This is a genomic window from Promicromonospora sp. AC04 (assembly GCF_003058225.1).
Lineage (GTDB): Bacteria > Actinomycetota > Actinomycetes > Actinomycetales > Cellulomonadaceae > Promicromonospora.
The window spans coordinates 180,313-200,083 of the sequence record NZ_QBUG01000010.1; the positions used below are offsets into that span (position 1 = coordinate 180,313).

The following is a 19,771-nucleotide window of genomic DNA, read 5'->3' on the forward strand; positions in this document are numbered from 1 at the left end:
TGTGGCCATGCGAAAACCCTTGCTCCTGACGGTGCTCCTCACCGCCCAGACCATGGCATCGATGGACGGCTCCATCGCGAACGTCGCACTGCCGGCGATCCAGCGGGACCTCGGCGCGACGGGCGCGATGCAGCAGCTCGTGCTCTCGGTGTACCTGCTGGTGCTCGCGAGCCTCATTGTCACCGGGGCGCGGGTCGGTGACCTGTTCGGGCACCGCCGGGCGTTCCAGTGGGGGCTCGGGTTCTTCACCGTCGCGTCGCTCGCCTGCGGTCTTGCGCCGACGGCGGTCGTCCTGGTCGCGGCCCGTGCGCTCCAAGGGGCCGGGGCGGCGCTGCTGATCCCGCAGGTGTTCTCCCTGATCCAGCACCACTTCCAGGGCGCCGAGCGACGCCGCGCCGTCGGCGTCTACTCCATGGTGCTGGCCCTGGGCGTTGCGCTGGGCCAGCTTCTCGGAGGGCTCCTGGTGTCGGCGGACCTGTTCGGGCTGTCGTGGCGGCCGGTGTTCCTCGTCAACGTGCCGGTGGGCGTGCTGCTGCTCGCAGCGGTGGGCCGGGTGCCGGCGCCGACCGCCGCCGGGGAGCGGACCGGTCGGGTTCGGGTCCGCCAGTTCGACCCGTTCGGGATCGTCGTCCTTGCGCTCGGCATGGCTGCCTTGACGACGCCACTGACGCTGGGCCGGGAGGCCGGCTGGCCGTGGTGGACGTGGCTCGCCCTGGGCGCATCGGTCGTCCTCCTCGTGTGGTTCGTGCGGCACCAGGCGCGGGCAGGGTCTCCCCTGCTCGATCTGGAGGTCCTGCGTCCGCGGGGAATGAAGCCGGGCCTGCTCGCGTGCGCCGTGGTGATGGGCTGCTACGCGGCCTTCCTGTTCACGTTCACACTGCACACCCAGGACGGCCTGGGCTGGACGCCGCTCGCTGCGGGGCTCGCCTTTCTCCCGTACACGATCGGGTTCGGGACCATCAGCCTGGCTTGGGCGCGGATGCCGGAACGCGTCGTGCGCGTGCTGCCATTGGTCGGGCCGATCGTGCTGGCTGTCGTCCTGGCCGTGGTCGCGACCGGGGCGTCACCGTGGAGTCTCACTCCGCTCCTCGTGCTGGCGGGGGCGGGGCACGCGGCCGGGTACAGCCCGTTGATCGCGGGACTGTCCGACCTGGTGCCGCCCAGGATGGCGTCCGCGTTCTCGGCGCTCAACACCACAGGTCCGCTCGTTGCGCAGACGGTGGCGATCGCCGCGATCGGTGGCATCTACCTGGCATCTGGCCTGGCCTGGGCGCTGGGTACGACCGCGGCGGTGCTCGTTGTCGGGGCGAGTTGCGCGACGATCGCGCAGCGTTCGGCTCGGTCGGCGAGCACCCTGGCCGACGGCGACGCCGCGCCGGTCAGTCAGTGACCCAGCGAGCCGCGAGGGCGGTCGCCTTGTCCACGGCATCCTCCGCGGCGCCCGGCGCATCGCCCGCCGGCGCATCGCCCGCCGTCGCGGCGACCCCCGCCGCAGCAAGGCCGGCCGCGTACCCGACGGCGTAGGTGGTGACCGGCGCGGCCGGGCGGGCGACGGCGTGCGCGGCGTCGCGAGCGAGGTCGAGGACCGCTCCGACGTCGACCGTCCCCGGGGGAAGGCCGAGCTCGGCCTCCAGGGCCTGCACCCAGCTGTCGAGGTCTGCCATCTCGCGTCCTTTCGGGGTTCTCGCCGTCAGCGGTCTCGGTCAGAATTCCCCGCCGACGACGCGCGCGCCGAGGCGCGCCGCGTCGGCGGGGGTGTCGATGTCGTCGCTCCAGCCTGCCGGGTCCGGGACCTCGGCGCAGCGGAGCGCGCCGACCAGGCGCTTCATCGGCGCCCCGTCCGTCTCGATCCCGTCGAGAGCGGCGTCGAGGGCCGCGCGGCGGTACAGCCCGACCAGCCACTGAGCACGCCGGTCGCGCACCAGGTAGGCGCCGTCCACCGGTTCACGTGAAACTGCCCGCTCCAGGAGCGTGACCGCCCTGGCCGCGCGCGGCACGTCCACGGCGAGGAGCAGCACCCACGGTGCGCCCGGGTCCGGCAGGGCGCGCAGCCCGGCGGCGAGGCCCGCGACCGGCCCGCCGAACGGCGGGTCCTCCCTGGTGAGGCCGGGTGTGGGCCCGGCATAGCCCGACGTCGGGCCGGGGACCGGGAGCGCGTCAGCCAGCTCCGGCGGGCCCACCACCACGGCTCGGCGGGCCCGCGCGCTCGCCGCGAGGGCGCGGTCGAGCAGCCGCGTGCCGTCGACGACAAGACCCGCCTTGGACGTGCCGTCCAGCCGGGCGGACCGGCCGCCGGCCAGCACGACGGCGTCGTAAGCGATCTCGGGCTTCCGCGCGGTCATCGCAGCATCAGCACCTGGACCAGGTCGCCGGCGCGCACCTTCTCGACGTCGGGTGGGACGAGGGCCAGGCCGTCGGCGGCGGCGAGCGCGGACAGGGCGTGGTGCGAGCCTGTGGGCGCAACGCCGACGCGGCCGGCGGCGCTGTTGTCCGCCGGGCTCTCGTCGGGCAGGGGGACCAGGCGGACCGGGACGATGAGCAGGCGTCCGGGCGAGCAGGACCAGCCGGCCGCGGCAGCCAGTGTTACCGAGCGGAGTGTGTTGCTCTGCGTAGACGATGTCGACGCAGAGCAACACAGTCCGGAGAGATGGTCTTTCCCCGAGAGGGTCGCGCCCCGGAGCCGGCCGATCGCGGGGCGGCCGAACAGCTCGAACGACGCGTACGCGCCCACCGGGTTGCCCGGCAGCGCGAGCCACGGCACACCGCGCCAGCGCGCCAGCGCCTGCGGCTTGCCGGGGGACATGGCGACGGTGGCGACGTCGACGTCCGTCGCGGCAGCATCGCGGCCGGCCGACGGCGCCGCAAGGACCTCCCGCACCACGTCCGCCGCGCCTGCCGACACGCCGCCCGCGGTCACGATCAGGTCGACACCGGCTCCGCCGCCCACCCCCGGGGCACCACGCACTTCGGTCTCGCGCACTTCGGTCTTGCGCATTTCGGTGTCACGCACAGCGGCGTCGGGCGTTGCAGTGTCGCGCACCGCGGCGTCGAGCGCCGCGCGCAGGGCCGCCGGATCGTCGGAGACCGGCCCGAGCCGGACGACGTCGGCCCCGGCCGCGCGCACCGCCGCAGCGAGCATCGGCCCGTTGGAGTCCGTGATCTGCCCCGGCCCGAGGGCGCCGCCGACCGGCACCAGCTCGGAGCCGGTGGAGATGACGGCTACCAGCGGCCGGCGTCGGACGGGAACGCGTACCGTGCCCGAGGCGGCCAGCGCGCCCACCATGGCCGCCGTCACCTCGGTCCCGGCGCGTGCGAGGAGCTCGCCCCGGCGGACGTCCTCGCCCGCGGCCCGGACATGCGGCCGCGGCCGGCGGGCGAGCGTGACCGAGCCTTCCGCACGGGGTGCGCCGGCGACGAACCGGCGGGTCGAGGTGTGCTCCACGGGGACCACGGCGTCCGCTCCGGGCGGGAGCGGGGCGCCGGTCATGATCCGGACGGCCTGCCCCGGCCCGATACCGGTCACCTGACTCGGACCGGCGGCGACGTCGCCCGTCACCTGGAGCGTCACCGGCCCGCCACCGGACGGGAGGTCCGCCAGCCGCACGGCGTACCCGTCCATCGCGGCACTGTCGAAGGGCGGCACGGAGACCAGGGCGTGCAGGTCCTCGGCGAGGATCGAGCCGTCGGCGTCCGCGAGATCCAGCGAGACCACGGGCAGCGGCGAGACGAGCGCGATCACGCGCTCGACGTGCTCGGTGACGCTCCGCAACCTGGACTCCATGGGACGACGCTAGGCGAGCCGCGTTCGAACGGGATTTCCGCTGCCTCACAGTAAGGCGTCGATCCCTGTGAGCGCGGGATCTCTTGACATCAAGATATCTGCTGGGGAGGGTGTGCGCCATGAGGCTTCACCATGTGCAGGTCGCCTGCCCCCGCGGCGGGGAGGACGCCGCCCGCCGCTTCTATGCCGACGGTCTTGGCCTCACCGAGGTCGCGAAGCCCGAGGCCCTCGCGGCGCGAGGCGGCTGCTGGTTCCGCGACTTCGACGCGGACGGACGCACGGTCGCCGAGATCCACGTCGGCGTCGAGGACCCGTTCGCTCCCGCCCGCAAGGCGCACCCCGCCTTCGTGGCCGACGACGTCGTGCACCTCGAGTCCATCGGCGCCCGCCTCGAAGAGCTCGGATTCCAGGTCACCTGGAAGGACCGTTACACCTTCGACGGCTACGAACGCTTCCACGCGTTCGACGGCGCGGGCAACCGCGTGGAGGTCCTGACCCCTGTGGTGTGACGGCGTCGAATGTTGGGACGTCCTGGCCGAACGGAGCCAGAGGTTCAGGGGTTCTCGGAGATGGTCTCGTCGAACATCTTGAACAGAGGGTCGAAGTCGCGCTCCTCGGCGGCGCGGCAGGCGGCGTCGTTCACCTCCCCCTGGACGGGGCGCCAGTCGAGGAAAAACCCGGCGTCCCGCACCACGCGGCTCCAGAAGATGCGCTGTGTGCGCCCGTTCCCCTCGCGGAACGGGTGCAGGTAGTTGAACTGGTCGTAGTGGAAGGCGAGCCTCTGGATGAGCCGATCACGAGACATCCCGCGGAGGAGCCCGTCCTCGCGTAGCGCCTCCGCGGCATATCCGGCAGACCGCTCGATCATCGCCGCGGGCACGAAGAACTCAGCGCCGTCCGCGGTCTTGCGGATATCGACGGTGCGGACCTGTCCTGCCCAGTCGTAAACGTCCTGGAACAGGTGGTGATGGATCGCGCAGAGTTCTGCGAGGTCGTTGGTGGCTTGGATCTGGCGCGTATGGATCTGTGTCGCACGCGCCCAGGTGAGGTCGGCCTCGGCCTCGTCCAACGCACTTTGGGAGGAGGAGCCAACGAGATTGCGCAGGATGCCGGTGCCGGAGTCGACGTACGGATCGCGGAACTCACTCAAGGCCGTACCGTGCCCGCGTGATCCGGACGAGCTCGTCCTCGTCGATCTTGCCGCTCACATAGGCGACCGCATCTGCGCGCGCCGCGTCGCTGACCGGAAGGTCTTCCATCTCGTTGTTGTGCATTGCCTCCTCGACGATCCGCTGCCGCTCAGCCCGCTGTGCAGCGCGATACGCGATCACATCGACCATCGCCACGCGGCGGTACGTGTTCACCTTCGTGAACGGCATCGCCCCGGTCTCCAGCAGCTTGACCAGCGTGGGCCGTGAGACGCCGAGAATATCGGCGGCCTCTTGAGTGGTGAGCATCCGCGCACGGTCCACGATCGTGACGGAGCTGCCCGTGCGTAGGGACCGGGTCGCGGAGTCGAGCAGGCGGCGGAGCTGCTCGGGGAGGTCCACGGCATCGCCGCTCTCGGTGTGGAGCGACAGGTGGCCAGAACCGGCAAGGAGCTCGCTGACCTGGGTCAGTGCCTCCAGGTCCGCCACGGACGGCGTGATCGTGTTCTCGTCGATCGTCGACATGGCTCTACCCTAAGTCGAAAAAGTCGAAACGGCCATCGTGTGGCCAAGGGCGAGCGCGCGCGACCGGACCGCGGCCCAGATGCCGCGAGCAACCCCTCACACCCGGGACCGGCCCCCTGTGCGTTCTTCCTTACGGTCGATTAACTGCTCTTGGCCGGGCGATGAAACACCGTCTCCCTAGGTTCCTACTTGTCGGTCCGACGTCGGGCCGGCCCCGGATTCGGCATCTGTCGGTCCGGGCGCGCCCGGCGTCGTCGGGCATACGCCCACGCAGGGAGGACAACGTGTCCACTCCGACAACGCACGACGACCAGACCCCCACCACGAGCGAGCCCGCCGGCTCGACCACCACCGGCACCGCGCCGGAGGCCGCCGCGACCACGTCGTTCGTGCAGCGCCACACCGGACGCTGGATCGAGCACTGGGACCCCGAGGACAAGACCCTCTGGGAGGACGGCGGACGCCGGACCGCCCGGCGCAACCTCGTGCTCTCGATCTTCGCCGAGTTCCTCGGCTTCGGCGCCTGGGCCCTGTGGTCGATCGTCGTGCCGCAGCTGCCCGCCGCCGGCTTCGACCTGACCGTCGACCAGATGTTCTGGCTCATCTCGGTCCCGAGCCTCGTCGGCGCGACCCTCCGCATCCCCTACACGTTCGCGGTCCCCGTGTTCGGCGGACGCAACTGGACCATCGCGTCCGCGCTGCTCCTGCTCCTGCCCACGGGCGCGCTGATCCTCGTGGTCGGCGACCCGACCACGCCGTTCCCCGTCCTGCTCGTCGCCGCGGCGCTCGCGGGCCTGGGCGGCGGCAACTTCGCCTCGTCGATGGCGAACATCTCCTTCTTCTTCCCCGAGAAGGAGAAGGGCGCGGCCCTGGGCTGGAACGCCGCCGGCGGCAACATCGGCACGGCGGCCGTGCAGCTCGCGGTGCCGCTCGTCATCGTGACCGGGGCGGGCGTGGCGCTCGACCGGGCCGGCCTGATCTTCATCCCGTTCATCCTGCTCGCCGCGTTCCTCGCGTGGCGCTGGATGGACAACCTCACCGAGGCCAAGGCGGACCCGCGCTCGTTCGGTGTCGCGGTCCACGACAAGCACACGTGGATCATCAGCTTCATCTACATCGGAACGTTCGGGTCGTTCATCGGCTACGCGGGTGCCTTCCCGACTCTGCTCAAGGGCGAGTTCCCGGAGGTCGCCCTGCCGCTCGCGTTCATGGGCGCGCTCGTGGGGTCGATCGCTCGGCCGGTCGGCGGCATCCTCGCCGACCGCGTCGGCGGCGTGGCGGTGACCCTCGGGTCCTTCGCCGTCATGGCGCTCGGCGCCATGGGCGCGATCTACGCTCTCGGGACGGGCAGCTTCGCGATGTTCTTCGGCTCGTTCCTCGTCCTGTTCGTCGCGACGGGCATGGGCAACGGGTCCGTGTACCGGATGATCCCGGCGGTCTTCCGGGCGAGCGGCGGGACGGTGAAGGCCGCCGCCGGGTGCATCGGCATCGCCGGCGCGATCGGCGCGTTCGGCGGGTTCCTCATCCCGCGCGGGTTCGCCCTCTCCACGACCCTGGCCGGGTCGCTCGTGCCCGCGCTGTGGCTGTTCATCGGGGTGTACGCCGTGATGGCCTTCGTGACCTGGTTCGTCTACGGCCGCGGCGCCATGGCCGAGGCACGGGTCTGAACATGCCCGCCTCCCCCGGAACCCTGGTCGACTCGCACTGTCCCTACTGCGCGCTGCAGTGCGGGATGTCGCTGACGCCCGGTCCCACGACAGGACCGCGCGAGGGCGCAGCTGTGCCGAGCACGCCAGAGGTGCAGCCCCGCGACTTCCCCACCAACCGGGGCGGGCTGTGCCAGAAGGGGTGGACGTCCGCAGCGGTGCTCGGGGCGTCCGACCGGATAGTCACCCCGCTGGTCCGGGGCGACTCCGGGGAGCTCGAGCCGACGAGCTGGGACGCGGCCCTCGACCTGGTCGCGTCCCGGCTCGGCGCCCTCGCCGCGGAGCACGGGCCGGAGGCGGTCGCGGTATTCGGCGGCGGCGGGCTGACCAACGAGAAGGCGTACGCGCTCGGCAAGTTCGCGCGCACCGTGCTGCGCACGCCGAACATCGACTACAACGGACGGTTCTGCATGGCGTCCGCGGCGGCCGGGATGAACCGGTCGTTCGGCGTCGACCGCGGCCTGCCCTTCCCGCTGGCCGACCTCGGCGGCGCCCAGGCCGTGCTGCTCCTCGGCTCGAACATCGCCGAGACCATGCCGCCGGCCGTGCAGCACCTCGCCGGGGCACGGGCGGCGGGCGGGCTCGTCGTCGTCGACCCGCGGCGGTCCGCGACGGCCCGGCTCGCCGAGGACCCGGGCTCGGGGCAGCCCGCCGAGGGCGTGCACCTCGCCCCCGTGCCCGGCACGGACCTCGCGGTCCTGCTCGGGCTGCTGCACGTGGTGCTCGCGGAAGGGCTCGCCGACAGGGTGTACCTCGAGGAGCGCACCGCCGGGTTCGACGACGTCGCCCGGTCGGTCGCCGCCTGGTGGCCGGAGCGGGTCGAGTCCGTCTCGGGCGTGCCCGCCGCCGACCTGCGGCGCGTGGCCCGGCTGCTGGCCGCCGCCGCTCCCGTGCACGGCGGCGCCGGCGCGTACGTGCTGACCGGCCGCGGCGTCGAGCAGTCCACGCAGGGCACCGCCACCGTGACCGCGTCGATCAACCTGGCGCTCGCGCTCGGCCTGCCGGGCCGGGTCGGGTCGGGGTACGGCGCGATCACCGGACAGGGCAACGGGCAGGGCGGCCGCGAGCACGGGCAGAAGGCCGACCAGCTCCCGGGCTACCGCAAGATCGACGACCCGGCGGCGCGTGCGCACGTCGCCGCCGTGTGGGGCGTCGCCCCCGAGACGCTGCCGGGCCCGGGGCTGCCCGCGGTGCAGCTCCTCAGGTCGCTCGGCGCCCCCACCGGGCCGCGAGCCCTGCTGGTGCACGGCTCCAACCTCGTGGTCAGTGCGCCCAACGCGAGCACGGTGATCGACCGGTTGAAAAGCCTCGACCTCCTGGTGGTCTGCGACTTCGTCCCGAGCGAGACGGCGCTCCTGGCCGACGTCGTGCTCCCCGTGACCCAGTGGGCCGAGGAGGAGGGCACGATGACGTCGCTCGAGGGGCGCGTCATCCGCCGTCGGGCCGCCGTCGCGGCGCCGGGCGAGGCGCGCTCCGAGCTGTGGATCCTCGCCGAGCTGGCGCGCCGCCTCGGCGCGCCCGAGTCGCTCGCCTTCCCGACCGACCCCGCAGTGGTGTTCGACGAGCTCGCCCGCGCCTCCGCGGGCGGCCCCGCCGACTACTCCGGGCTGTCCCACGCCCGGCTCGACGCCGACGAGGCGTCCGGGGGTCCGGGCCTGTTCTGGCCGGTCCCGGCCGCCTCCGCGGACGTGTCGGCCCCTGCCGACGGGGCAGACCCCGCCGATGTGTCAGACCCACAGGTCACCCCAGTGACCTCAGCGTCTGACATGCTCGCGCACCCCGGCACGCCGCGGCTGTTCCTCGACCGCTTCGCGACCCCGGACGGGCGGGCGCGCATGGTCGCCGTCGACCACGTGGGGCCGAGCGACGAGGTGCGGCCCGGCGCCCCGTTCTACCTGGTCACGGGACGGGTGCTGCAGCACTACCAGTCGGGCGCGCAGACGCACCGTGTCGCGGAGCTGGAGCGCCTCGTGTCCGAGCCCTACGTCGAGCTGCACCCGGTGCTCGGCTACCGCATCGGGGTGCCCGACGGCGCCCGCGTGCGCCTCACCAGCTCCCGCGGCCGGGTCGAGGCGACGGCCCGCTGGACCGACGCCGTCCGCCCCGACACCGTCTTCATGCCGTTCCACTGGAGCGGCATCGGGTCGGTCAACCAGGTGACGACCGACGCCACCGACCCGATCTCCGGGATGCCGGAGTTCAAGGTGTGCGCGGTGGACGTCTCGGTGGTCCCGCTCGATGCCGATTCGGTCTCGGCCGAGGACGAGCCTGTTTCCGCGCGGGTCGGGCCTGTCGAGACCCACCCGCGTCCCGCACAGAAGGAGCTCTCGACATGAACCTACGTGTTCCCGTGAAGGTAGTGGTGGTGGGCTTCGGGATGGTCGGCTCGCGGCTCGTCGACGAGCTGCTGCGCCGCGAGCCCGAGGCGTTCGACATCACCGTGCTCGGCAGCGAGCCGTACGAGCCGTACAACCGGGTCCTGCTCAGCGACGTGGTGGCCGGCCGCACCGACGTCGCCGCCATCACGATGCCCCTGCCCGACGGCGCCCGCGTCAACGTGCGCCGGGGCGTCGCCGCGGCGTCGATCGACCGGGCGTCGCGGGTGGTGATCGCCGACGACGGCAGCTCGCACCCGTACGACCACGTGGTCCTCGCGACCGGCGCGGCGGCCCGCATCCCGCCGATCCCCGGCCTGCGCACGCCCGACGGCGGCCTGCCGGCCGGCGTGCACGCGCTGCGCTCCCTCGACGACGCCCGCGAGATCGTGGCCGCCACCGTGAACTCCCCGCGCGCCGTGGTGGTGGGCGGGGGCGTCCTGGGGCTGGAGGCCGCCGTCGGGCTCGCGGGCCGCGGCCTGAACGTGACGCTGATCCACAACGTGCAGTCCCTCATGGAGCGCCAGCTCGACCCCGATGCCGCCGACGTCGTCCGGGCCGGCCTGGAGGGACAGGGCGTCACCGTGCGGCCGAACAGCCTGTCCAGCGAGGTCCTCGTGGCGGGCGGCCGCGCCGTGGGCATCCGCGTCCGGGACAACGCGGGCGAGGCCCGCGACGAGGTGGTCGCCGCCCGCCTGATCGTCTTCTCCGTCGGCACCATCCCGGAGACCGGGCTCGCCGCGGCGGCGGGACTGGCGACGGACCGCGGCATCGTCGTCGGGTACGACCTCGCGAGCCCCGACGATCCCCGCGTGTACGCGATCGGCGACTGCGCGCAGCCGCCGAACGGCTCGCGCGGGCTGGTCGCTGAAGGCTGGGACCAGGCGCGACGCCTGGCAGAACACCTGGTCTCGCTGGTCGAGCCCGTCGCCTTGCTGGTCGAGGTCGTCGAGGCCAAGTCCGTCGCGGCCGGGCCTGCCGACGTCCATCTGCGCCTGCCGCAGGACGGCGCCCAGCCCAGCATGGCCGTGCGCCTGGGCGCCCTGCTGACGAGCGGCGCCACGAGTCGCGCGCAGTCGGACCGGGGGATCGACACGCGAGGCACCGACGTCGTGAAGGTCAAGGGCGGGGCGCTCAGCGTCACCACGATGGGGGTCTGCGGGCCGTCGCGCCCGGACGGCGTGGCGCAGCGTGCGGTCCGCCTGGCCGATCCCAGGGCTGGCCGGTACATCGAGGTGGTGGTCTCCGACGGCATCCTCGTCGGGGCGACGTGTGTGGGTGACCCGCGAGTTGCCGCCGACCTCACCGCCGCCTACACCCGGCGCACGCCCGTCCCGCTGGACCCCGCGTTCCTGCTGCTTACGCCGGTGATGCCGGCGGCGGCTCCGGCGTCGTCCCCCGAGCACATGCCGGAGGACGCGGTCGTGTGCCGCTGCAACGGTGTGACCAAGGGCGACATCGCGGGTTCGTGCGCGGCGGGTACGCACTCGGTCGACGAGGTGGTGCGCGAGACCCGGGCGACGACGGGCTGCGGCTCGTGCAAGGACGCGGTGTGCGGGCTCGTGGACTGGCTCAAGGAGAGCGCGGAGGCGGTCCCGGAGCCGGCGTGAGCGGGTCGGGGAGTGCGACGTGCGCGGCTGAACCTTCATGACAGTGTCATCAATGACACCGTCATGGATGACGGCAAGTTGGAGTGCGAATGCCTCCAGGGCCGGTGTCGACGAGCGAGTCCGTGCGTCAGGAGCCGTGATGCTCGGCCCGGACGAACTGCTCGCCCAATGGTCGTAGCCGGGCGGCGCGGCACCCATCACCACGGTCGCTATCCTCGGCCCATGACGAGTCGCCTGGTGCTCATGTGCGGCCCCGCGGGGTCGGGGAAGTCGACCTTCGCTCGCCGGCTCGAGGACGCAGGCCATGTTCTGCTGTCCATCGACGAGCTCGCATGGGCGTCCGGCATCACGCAGGACCATCCGCTGCCCGACGGCGTTGCGGCCCGTCTCGACGCGGACCTCCGCGCACAGCTCGAGCAGCTGCTGCGAGATGGGCGTGACGTCGTCGTCGACAACTCCTTCTGGTCCCGCGCGGCGCGCGACGAGTACCGGGCGATCGGCGCAGCGCACGGGGTGATCGCCGAGACCGTCTTCGTGCGCGTGCCGCGCGAGGTCGCGCTCGCCCGGGTCGCGGCGCGCGGGGGAACAGGGCCTGGCGACGTCCGGCTTACGCCTGAAGTAGCGGCCGCCTACTACGACGGTCTTGAGACTCCGACGCCGGACGAGGGTCCGCTGCGGATCGTCGACGGAGCCTGACCGCTCGCATCCGTCAGGCCGGGTGCGTCCACTCCAGCGTGTAGCGGAAGAACAGCCGACGCCGGAGCCGCGCGCCCGGCAGCACGTCGCGCGCGATCCGGGAGATCTCCGCGAACGTCTCGGCGGGGTCGCGCACCGGCATCGCGGGGCCGACGTCGTCCACAGGCACCGTGACGGGCTGTGGATGCTTGATCATCCCGACCAGCGGGTTGAGCACCGACGACGGGATGTCCCAGGCGAGGTCGGCCAGGCTGTTGGCCCGGGCCAGGCCGACGACAAGCAGCCGGCCGCCGGGCTCGAGCAGCTCGGAGGCGTGCCGCAGCGCGGACCCGAGCGGCAGGTGATGCAGCACCGCGATCATGGTGATCGCGTCGAACGTGCCGTCGACCTCCTCGAACCGGGCGTGGTGCACGGTGACCGCCGGGTCGTCGGCGAACCGCTCCTTCGAGACGGCGGCCATGGCGGCGTCGGCGTCCACACCCAGCACCTCGTCGAAGCTTCCGCGCTGCCGGTCCAGCAGAGCCCCGGCGCCGCAGCCGACGTCGAGCGCCCGCCGCCGTCGGGCGGGGAGCCGCCGCAGGATCCAGCCGTGGAAGTGGTCGTTGTGGCTCCACGGGTGCCGCTGGTTGATCCGGTGGAGCCAGGATCCGGCCGCGCGGACCAGCGGACTGGGCACGGTCCGGATGTCCATGCGGCCACCGTAGCGGCGCGAAACCTGGAGTAAGCCGTCTCGTTAATCCAAGTTTCGCCGAAACTTGGATTAAGGACGCCGCACTCACCGGCCCGCGACCAGCCCTGTGAGGAAGATGTTCGGCCCGGGTAACCACCGGCGCACCAGCGCGAAAAACCAGCGACATACGGTCAAGACATGGTCAACTCCGGCGATTCTCAGCACCTTGTCGTGATCGGCGGCGGCATGGTCGCGCAGCGGCTCGTCGAGGCGCTGCGCGCCCGGGACGACGCCGGCCGCTACCACGTCACCGTCTTCGCGGAAGAGCCCCGCGCGCCCTACGACCGCGTGGGCCTGACCCGCTGGTTCGCGGAGGGTCCCGAGGGCATTGCCCTGGGCGACGCGTCCCTGTGGGCCGACCCGCACGTCACTCTGCACACCGACCGCAAGATCGAGTCGATCGACCGCGAGGCGAAGACCGTCACGGACCGCCTCGGCAACGTGCACCCGTACGACGAGCTGGTGCTCGCCACCGGCTCCAGCGCCGCGATGCCGCCCATCCCGGGCAACGACCTGCCGGGCGTCTTCGTCTACCGCACCATCGACGACGTCGCGGCGCTGCGCGGCTGGGTCGAGGAGAAGCGCAGGAGCTACCCGGCGGGCAAGCCGGTGCGCGGCGCCGTGATCGGCGGCGGCCTGCTCGGCCTGGAGGCCGCGGGCGCGCTCACCGCGCTCGACGCACAGGCCACCGTCATCGAGTTCGGCACGCACCTCATGGGCGTGCAGGTCGACCTCGGCGGCGGCCAGGCGCTGAAGCGCCTCATCAACGGCAAGGGCATCGGCGTCCGCGCCGAGACCGCGACCAGCCAGATGCGGCCGCACAAGCGCACCGGCCACGTGGGCCGGCTGGACTTCGCCGACGGCGGGCGGCTCGACGTCGACGTCGTCGTGGTGGCCACCGGCGTGCGTCCCCGCGACGAGCTCGCCCGTGCGGCCGGACTGCCGATCGGGGAGCGCGGCGGCGCCGTCGTCGACCTGTCGTGCCGTACCGAGGACCCGAACATCTGGGCCGTGGGCGAGGTGGCCTGCATCGAGGGCCGCTGCATCGGCCTGGTCGCACCGGGCAACACGATGGCCGAGGTGGTCGTGGACCGCCTGCTGGGCGGCCTCGCGGAGTTCCCCGGAGCGGACACCGCGACCAAGCTCAAGCTCTCCGGGGTCGACGTCGCGTCGTTCGGCGACGCGCACGCCCGCACCGAGGACGCCGTCGAGGTCGTCTGGGCCGACCCGGTGGCCGGCGTCTACAAGAAGCTCGTCCTGTCCGACGACGCCCGCACCCTGCTCGGCGGCGTGTTCGTGGGCGACGCCGGACCCTACGCGAGCCTGCGTCCGATGCTCGGCGCCGAGCTGCCGGGCGACGACCCGAGCGCCTTCCTGCTCCCCGAGGGCGGCGGTGGCGCCCCGAACCTGGAGCTGCCCGACGACGCCAACGTCTGCTCCTGCAACAGTGTCTCGGCCGGGACGATCCGCGGTGCCGTCACCGAGCACGAGTGCACCGACGTCCCGGGAGTGAAGGCCTGCACCCGCGCCGGCACCACCTGCGGTGCCTGCCTGCCGCTGGTGAAGAAGCTCGTCGACACCGAGCTGGAGCGGGCCGGCATCGAGGTCAGCACCGCCCTGTGCGAGCACTTCGACATGTCCCGCGCCCAGCTGTTCGACGCCGTCCGGGTCGCCGACCTGCACTCGTTCAGCGACATCGTGGGCAGGTTCGGGCGGGAGACCGTGGCCGCCGACGGCGGCGGCGTCGCGAAGGGCCGCGGCTGCGACATCTGCAAGCCGGTGGTGGCCTCGATCCTGGCGTCGCTGGGCAACGGGCACATCCTGGCCGGCGAGCAGTCCACGCTGCAGGACACCAACGACCACATGCTCGCCAACCTGCAGAAGGACGGCACCTACTCGGTGGTGCCCCGGATGCCCGGCGGTGAGGTCACCCCGGAGCGGCTGATCGTCGTCGGGCAGGTCGCCAAGGACTTCGGGCTGTACACGAAGATCACGGGCGGCCAGCGGATCGACATGTTCGGGGCCCGCGTGGAGCAGCTGCCGGAGATCTGGCGCCGGCTGGTCGACGCGGGATTCGAGTCCGGGCACGCGTACGGCAAGTCGCTGCGCACCGTGAAGTCGTGCGTCGGGTCCACGTGGTGCCGGTACGGCGTGCAGGATTCGGTGGGCATGGCCGTCGAGCTGGAGCTGCGCTACCGCGGCCTGCGCTCGCCCCACAAGCTCAAGATGGGTGTGTCCGGCTGCGCCCGCGAGTGCGCCGAGGCGCGCGGCAAGGACGTGGGCGTCATCGCCACGGACAAGGGCTGGAACATCTACGTGGGCGGCAACGGCGGTCAGACGCCGCGGCACGCGAAGCTGCTCGCCGAGGACCTGACGTCCGAGGAGCTCCTGCGCACCATCGACCGGTTCCTCATGTACTACGTCCGCACGGCCGACCGGCTGCAGCGCACCGCGCCGTGGATCGAGGAGGTCGACGGCGGCCTGGACGGCGTGCGCGAGGTGATCATGGAGGACTCGCTCGGCATCTGCGCCGACCTGGACGCCGCCATGGCCCGCCACGTCGAGAACTACGAGGACGAGTGGAAGGCCGTGCTGGAGGACCCGGAGAAGCTGCGCCGGTTCTCGTCGTTCGTCAACGCCCCGAAGGACGCCGACCCGTCGCTCGCCTACGTCGAGGAGCGCGGCCAGCGCCGTCCTGCGACGACGGAGGAGCGCGCGTCCGGCGTCGTCATCGCGGGCCCGAAGCTGGAGGTGCGAGCATGACGGTCAACGACGTGTCAGAAGCACAGGTCATCGAAGTGACCACTGCGTCCGACAACTCGGAGGTGGGCCGCTGGGAGCGCGCCTGCCTGCTCACGGACCTGTTCCCCGAGCGCGGCGCCGCGGCGCTCTTCGGGGACGTCCAGGTGGCCCTCTTCCGGCTTCCCGACGATCCCGCCTACGCCGCTCACGGCGGGCAGGTGTACGCCGTCCAGAACCTCGACCCGTTCTCCGCGGCGAACGTCATGTCGCGGGGGATCGTCGGCACGCGCGGCGGCGAGCCCACGGTTGCCGCGCCGGTCTACAAGCAGGTGTTCTCCCTGGTCACGGGCAAGTGCCTGGCTACAGCGGACAAGGCCCCCAAGGACGACCTGCCACCGGACCTGACCACCTACCCGGTGAAGATCCGCGACGGCGTGATCCACGTAAACCTCCCATGACCTCCGAACCTGTTGAGTGCGGGATCCTCGCTCCGTCCGGGGGCTCGGAGGGGGCGAAGATCCAGCACTCAACGAACGGACGGGTGACGCTCGTCGGGGGTGGGCCCGGGGCCGTTGATCTGCTGACCGTGCGGGGTTGGCGGGCGCTGCAGGCCGCCGACGTCGTTGTTGCCGACCGGCTGGGTCCCGTCGAGATCCTCGCCGAGCTCCCGCCGCACGTCCGCGTGGTCGACGTCGGCAAGGAGCCCGGCCGTCACCCCGTCCCACAGGAGCGGATCAACGAGCTGCTCGTGGAGCACGCGCGGGCCGGCGCGAACGTGGTGCGGCTCAAGGGCGGCGACCCGTTCGTGCTCGGCCGGGGCGGCGAGGAGGTCGTCGCGTGCGTGGCGGCAGGCGTGCCGGTCGAGGTAGTGCCGGGCGTGACGTCCGCCGTCGCCGTGCCCGGGCTGGCCGGTATCCCGCTCACCCACCGCGGGGTCACCACGGGCTTCCACGTGGTCTCGGGCCACTGCGCCCCGGAGGTGTCAGACCCCCAGGTCAACGGGATCACCAGTACGTCTGACACATCGGGGCCGCTTGATTCCGCTGCCCTCTCCTGCGTGCGGGATGCCACGGCTACCCTTGTAGTACTGATGGGGGTGCGGTCCCTCGGCGCGATCGTGGCGCAGTCCCTGGCCGCAGGTGCCGATCCCGGAACTCCCGTGGCGATCGTGGAGAACGGTTCCACGCCGGAGCAGCGCGTCACGCGGGCTCGTCTCGAAGAGGCGGCCGATGTGGCAGCGGCCCGTGGTGTGCAGTCGCCCGCGGTCGTCGTCATCGGCCGCGTGGCAGCTGTTGGGCTTCTGGAGGGTACAAGTGAACGACGTCTGGCAGGTGCCGGTGTCTGACGTTGCAGCGCCCGCCCACGCCCAGGCGACCCACCCGACGCTGGGCCAGGTCATGGCCGGCGCGACCGTGCTTGTCACGGCTGAGCGCCGGGCCTCCGAGCTCGCCGCCGCCCTGGAGCGCCGCGGCGCCACGATCCGGCACGCGCCGGCGCTCAGCATGATTCCGCACGTCGACGACGAGACCCTGATCGCCGCCACACGCGCCATCGTCTCCGCCCCGCCCGACGTCGTGGTGGTCACCACCGGGATCGGCTTCCGCGCCTGGATCGAGGCCGCCGACGCGCACGGGCTCGCCGAGCCGCTCATCGAGCTGCTCGCGGGCACCCGGCTGGTCGCGCGCGGGCCCAAGGCCCGTGGCGCGATCCAGGCCGCCGGCCTGCAGGCCGACTGGGTCGCCGAGTCCGAGACGTCCGCCGAGGTGGCGGAAGCCCTGCTCAGCGAGGGTGTGGAGGGACTGCGCATAGCGATCCAGCACCACGGCGCGGGCGCCGACGGGCTGGACGAGGTGTTCGAGAAGGCGGGCGCGCAGGTCGCGAGCCTCGTCGTCTACCGGTGGGGTCCGGCGCCGGACTCGCAGGCGGTCCGCGAGTCCGTGTACGCCGTGGCCGACGGCGAGATCGACGCCGTCGTCTTCACGTCCGCCCCGGGCGCCGAGGCCTGGGTGCAGGCCGTCGAGGCGGAGGGCCTGATGGACCGGGTCCGCGCCCGGTTCGTCGACGGCGGGACGGTCGCGGCCGCCGTCGGGCCGATCACCGCCAAGCCCTTGGAACACCGGGGGATCGTGCCCCTGCAGCCGGAGCGCGGCAGGCTCGGGGCGCTCGTCCGCGCGTTGGTGGGGCACTACGAGCGCATCGAGTCCGTCGCGCTGAGCACGGTCGCCGGGTCGCTGGTGATCCGCGCGCGCGTGGCGGTGCTGGACGGGCAGGTGCTGCCGCTGTCGCCGACCGGCGTGGCGGTGCTGCGACTGCTCGCCGCCGCCAAGGGCGACGTCGTGCCGCGCGACCAGGTGCTCGCCGCGCTGCCGGGCGACTCGCAGGACACGCACGCCGCGGAGGTCGCGATCGCGCGGCTGCGCGAGGCGGCCGGGCGCCGCGACCTGATCCGCACGGTGGTGAAGCGGGGCTACCGCATCGAGCTGGCCTAGGTTGTGTCCGGCGGCCGGCCGGATCGCGCCCCTCGGGGGGATACCGGATCGCGCCCCTCCGGGCGAATACTCCGCGGGCGGGTTGTGTTGCTGTGAGTGGACTTCGTCTACTGTCAGCAACACAACTTATTGGGCCACCGCCACTCCATTGCCATGGGAGACTCACCCATGCCCGCGATTGACGCCGCCGACCACGTCACCGGCACGGTCGACACGGTCGACGAAGACGGCGCCACCAGCGTGCTGCCGGCCGTTCCGCACGGGATCTGCGTGAACTGCGGATATGACGTCACGCTCCGGGTGGTGGCTACCGAGGGCACTCGCCGTACCTACCAGTGGGTGCCGTTCGATGAGCCCGCCCGGCCTGGCCGGCGGTGCTACGAAGCCGCGATACCCGCCTACCACTGGGCCGACGGCGCCACCGCTGCCGTCTATCACGTCTCGACCTGACCCGGATCAGTCGGCCAGCTTGAAGGCGAGCTCCGTGTCCCACTCGGCCATGTCGGGCTGCTCGGCCGGGTCCGAGAAGTAGTGCTCGAACCGGCCGGCCCACGCGTCGCCGGCGTCGGTGTCGTGCCGGTCGAACGTGAGCCCCTCGGCGTCCGCCCACTCCAGGAGCGCGGCGGTGGCGCCCATCAGGCCGTCGGGGTGCCCGTGGAAGACCGTCGTCACGTAGCGCCCGGCCGGGATCGTGCTCACCGTGACGTCTCCGGCGGAGGCGAGCACGGCGTCGTCGGGCACGGGGAAGCCGCACTCCACGACGAGGTGGGTCGCCATGTCGATCACGTGATAGCGGAAGAACGGCGGGCCGGCGGGGTGCGTGCCGCGCTCGGCGAGCCAGCCGACGATCTCGGGGACGCGGTCGATGACCTTCCCGAACTCCGTCATGGTGATGGTTTCGGTGATGCCTGCGGTGGGGGTCTCGGGGCGCGCCTCGATGCGGTAGGTGCTCATGCGGTGTGGACTGCCCGTGGTGGTAGGACTCATCGGTGATCTGTCGGCGGCTCGTCCGGCGCAGGGGAGCATGAGAGCGCCGATCAGCGCGACGCAAGACCACCTGGGGTCGCAACAGATAACTGATATCAACGCCAGCTACCAGGAGCGGCAGTGTCGAGACGCAGAGCACGGCAGATGCGAAGAGCCCTGGTTGTTGCTGCCACGGGAGGGCTCCTCCTCGGTACTGCAGGGTGCACCGGCGATGAACCTGTGATCGCCGATGGCCCTGTGATCGCCCAAGGTTCTGACCGATACCCGAACACCACGGCCGAGGACTGGGTCACCTACGCCGACCATGTTGTGGTCGCCACCGCAGTGGCCGATGAGGCTCTGCCACTCGATGAGGATGCTGCGGCCAACGGAGAGGGTGGCGTGGACCGCATGGTGACCATTCAGGTCGATGACGTGGTGTGGACTTCGGCGGAGCCGCGTCACGAGGCGCCTGCGACGTTCGAGTGGAGCGGCTGGGGCTGGGCCCTCCAGAACGGCGAGCGGATCGAGATGGCGGGTGAGGACGAACCACGCGTCGAGGTCGACCACACCTACGTGATGGCGCTGGTGCACGAGCCCGAGTTCACCGACGGTGGGACGGACTATCCGGCGAAGTGGGTCAGCCTTGGTTCGGATTCCATCATCCCGTACGACGGTACGGAGCTCGGTGTCGGGGAGGTCCAGGGCGCGGTCCAGAGTGAACCGAAGGCCCACGACCAGGACGCGGTCGACTTCTCACTTGAGGATGAGATGGCCGGCAAGGGCGTCGACGAACTGGTCGCGGCGCTGAACGATGCGACGCCGGGCACCCGGGGTGACTTCGGCCCGGTGTGGCGAACGGACGACTGAACGCGACGGCTGCCGGCGAGGCCTGGTGGCGTGAGATCCGTTCGCCGCCCGGTTCCGCGGTCGCTCTGTGCGATATGGCTTCGTGGTCCGCACTCAACGTTCTGCACCCTCCATGCGTTACAGGCGGTGGGGC

The 19,771-nt window shown here is 72.2% G+C and carries 19 protein-coding genes; 12 read left to right on the plus strand and 7 right to left on the minus strand.

The genetic code is table 11. From position 1 onward, the window contains the following. Nucleotides 1-7 precede the first annotated feature (7 nt). Entirely contained in the window at nucleotides 8-1,390 is a 1,383-nt protein-coding gene (locus C8K30_RS23905; RefSeq protein WP_199230666.1) for an MFS transporter, read from the plus strand. On the opposite strand, the gene C8K30_RS31395 is transcribed toward C8K30_RS23905, so the two are convergent. From C8K30_RS31395 to C8K30_RS23920, 3 genes are read right to left on the minus strand one after another with little or no spacing between them, the layout of a single operon-like run. Continuing rightward, nucleotides 1,380-1,664, minus strand: a complete 285-nt coding sequence (locus C8K30_RS31395; protein WP_233257400.1) for a DUF6457 domain-containing protein — start codon at nucleotides 1,662-1,664, stop codon at nucleotides 1,380-1,382. The genes C8K30_RS23905 and C8K30_RS31395 overlap by 11 nt on opposite strands. A gap of 39 nt (nucleotides 1,665-1,703) precedes the next feature. After that, the gene (locus C8K30_RS23915) at nucleotides 1,704-2,342 is read right to left on the minus strand and encodes a molybdenum cofactor guanylyltransferase (RefSeq protein ID WP_108495396.1); all 639 of its coding nucleotides are present in this window, start codon (nucleotides 2,340-2,342) and stop codon (nucleotides 1,704-1,706) included. Further along, nucleotides 2,339-3,781, minus strand: coding sequence for a molybdopterin molybdotransferase MoeA (locus C8K30_RS23920; protein ID WP_108495397.1), 1,443 nt, complete (start codon nucleotides 3,779-3,781; stop codon nucleotides 2,339-2,341). Before C8K30_RS23920 ends, C8K30_RS23915 begins: the two co-directional genes overlap by 4 nt. 119 nt (nucleotides 3,782-3,900) lie before the next feature. On the opposite strand from C8K30_RS23920, the gene C8K30_RS23925 reads away from it, so the two are divergent. After that, the gene (locus C8K30_RS23925) at nucleotides 3,901-4,290 is read left to right on the plus strand and encodes a VOC family protein (RefSeq protein ID WP_108495398.1); all 390 of its coding nucleotides are present in this window, start codon (nucleotides 3,901-3,903) and stop codon (nucleotides 4,288-4,290) included. A 44-nt stretch (nucleotides 4,291-4,334) separates the two neighbouring features. On the opposite strand, the gene C8K30_RS23930 is transcribed toward C8K30_RS23925, so the two are convergent. Together C8K30_RS23930 and C8K30_RS23935 are read right to left on the minus strand one after the other, a co-directional pair. Then, a complete protein-coding gene (locus C8K30_RS23930; protein WP_108495399.1) occupies nucleotides 4,335-4,931 on the minus strand; it encodes a Fic family protein in 597 nt (198 codons plus the stop codon). After that, nucleotides 4,924-5,454: a helix-turn-helix domain-containing protein gene (locus C8K30_RS23935; protein ID WP_108495400.1), complete on the minus strand. Its 531-nt coding sequence runs from the start codon at nucleotides 5,452-5,454 to the stop codon at nucleotides 4,924-4,926. The genes C8K30_RS23930 and C8K30_RS23935 overlap by 8 nt, the downstream gene beginning before the upstream one ends. Before the next feature lie 284 nt (nucleotides 5,455-5,738). On the opposite strand from C8K30_RS23935, the gene C8K30_RS23940 reads away from it, so the two are divergent. The 4 genes from C8K30_RS23940 to C8K30_RS23955 all read left to right on the plus strand — a co-directional run bounded on the left by C8K30_RS23940 (nucleotide 5,739) and on the right by C8K30_RS23955 (nucleotide 11,841). After that, nucleotides 5,739-7,121, plus strand: coding sequence for an MFS transporter (locus C8K30_RS23940; RefSeq protein ID WP_108495401.1), 1,383 nt, complete (start codon nucleotides 5,739-5,741; stop codon nucleotides 7,119-7,121). Between the two features lie 2 nt (nucleotides 7,122-7,123). After that, on the plus strand, nucleotides 7,124-9,496 hold the full coding sequence (locus C8K30_RS23945) for a molybdopterin oxidoreductase family protein (protein WP_108495402.1): 2,373 nt from the start codon (nucleotides 7,124-7,126) through the stop codon (nucleotides 9,494-9,496). Continuing rightward, complete coding sequence (locus tag C8K30_RS23950) at nucleotides 9,493-11,145, plus strand: FAD-dependent oxidoreductase (RefSeq protein ID WP_199230667.1); 1,653 nt, start codon at nucleotides 9,493-9,495, stop codon at nucleotides 11,143-11,145. Before C8K30_RS23945 ends, C8K30_RS23950 begins: the two co-directional genes overlap by 4 nt. A 222-nt stretch (nucleotides 11,146-11,367) precedes the next feature. Then, nucleotides 11,368-11,841 carry an ATP-binding protein gene (locus C8K30_RS23955; RefSeq protein WP_199230668.1) on the plus strand — a complete coding sequence of 158 codons (474 nt, stop codon included), beginning with the start codon at nucleotides 11,368-11,370 and terminating at the stop codon, nucleotides 11,839-11,841. Nucleotides 11,842-11,854: 13 nt separating this feature from the next. On the opposite strand, the gene C8K30_RS23960 is transcribed toward C8K30_RS23955, so the two are convergent. Then, the gene (locus C8K30_RS23960; RefSeq protein ID WP_108495404.1) at nucleotides 11,855-12,532 is read right to left on the minus strand and encodes a bifunctional 2-polyprenyl-6-hydroxyphenol methylase/3-demethylubiquinol 3-O-methyltransferase UbiG; all 678 of its coding nucleotides are present in this window, start codon (nucleotides 12,530-12,532) and stop codon (nucleotides 11,855-11,857) included. A 177-nt stretch (nucleotides 12,533-12,709) separates the two neighbouring features. On the opposite strand from C8K30_RS23960, the gene nirB reads away from it, so the two are divergent. The 5 genes from nirB (at nucleotide 12,710) to C8K30_RS23985 (ending at nucleotide 18,252) form a co-directional block, all read left to right on the plus strand. Beyond that, nucleotides 12,710-15,334 (plus strand): nitrite reductase large subunit NirB, encoded by a 2,625-nt coding sequence (gene nirB / locus C8K30_RS23965; protein WP_108495405.1) that lies wholly within the window; start codon nucleotides 12,710-12,712, stop codon nucleotides 15,332-15,334. Further along, the gene (gene nirD / locus C8K30_RS23970) at nucleotides 15,331-15,771 is read left to right on the plus strand and encodes a nitrite reductase small subunit NirD (protein WP_108495406.1); all 441 of its coding nucleotides are present in this window, start codon (nucleotides 15,331-15,333) and stop codon (nucleotides 15,769-15,771) included. Before nirB ends, nirD begins: the two co-directional genes overlap by 4 nt. Before the next feature lie 83 nt (nucleotides 15,772-15,854). Next, nucleotides 15,855-16,658 carry a uroporphyrinogen-III C-methyltransferase gene (cobA, locus tag C8K30_RS23975; RefSeq protein WP_199230669.1) on the plus strand — a complete coding sequence of 268 codons (804 nt, stop codon included), beginning with the start codon at nucleotides 15,855-15,857 and terminating at the stop codon, nucleotides 16,656-16,658. Nucleotides 16,659-16,710: 52 nt separating this feature from the next. Continuing rightward, complete coding sequence (locus tag C8K30_RS23980) at nucleotides 16,711-17,802, plus strand: uroporphyrinogen-III synthase (protein ID WP_199230682.1); 1,092 nt, start codon at nucleotides 16,711-16,713, stop codon at nucleotides 17,800-17,802. Nucleotides 17,803-17,970: 168 nt separating this feature from the next. Further along, a complete protein-coding gene (locus C8K30_RS23985) occupies nucleotides 17,971-18,252 on the plus strand; it encodes a hypothetical protein (RefSeq protein WP_108495408.1) in 282 nt (93 codons plus the stop codon). Between the two features lie 6 nt (nucleotides 18,253-18,258). Here the strand turns inward: C8K30_RS23985 and C8K30_RS23990 are convergent, their stop codons facing one another. Continuing rightward, nucleotides 18,259-18,756, minus strand: a complete 498-nt coding sequence (locus C8K30_RS23990) for a GyrI-like domain-containing protein (protein ID WP_108495409.1) — start codon at nucleotides 18,754-18,756, stop codon at nucleotides 18,259-18,261. A gap of 252 nt (nucleotides 18,757-19,008) precedes the next feature. Here C8K30_RS23990 and C8K30_RS23995 point away from each other — a divergent pair, with 252 nt between their 5' ends. After that, a complete protein-coding gene (locus tag C8K30_RS23995; protein WP_108495410.1) occupies nucleotides 19,009-19,638 on the plus strand; it encodes a hypothetical protein in 630 nt (209 codons plus the stop codon). Nucleotides 19,639-19,771: the final 133 nt, after the last annotated feature.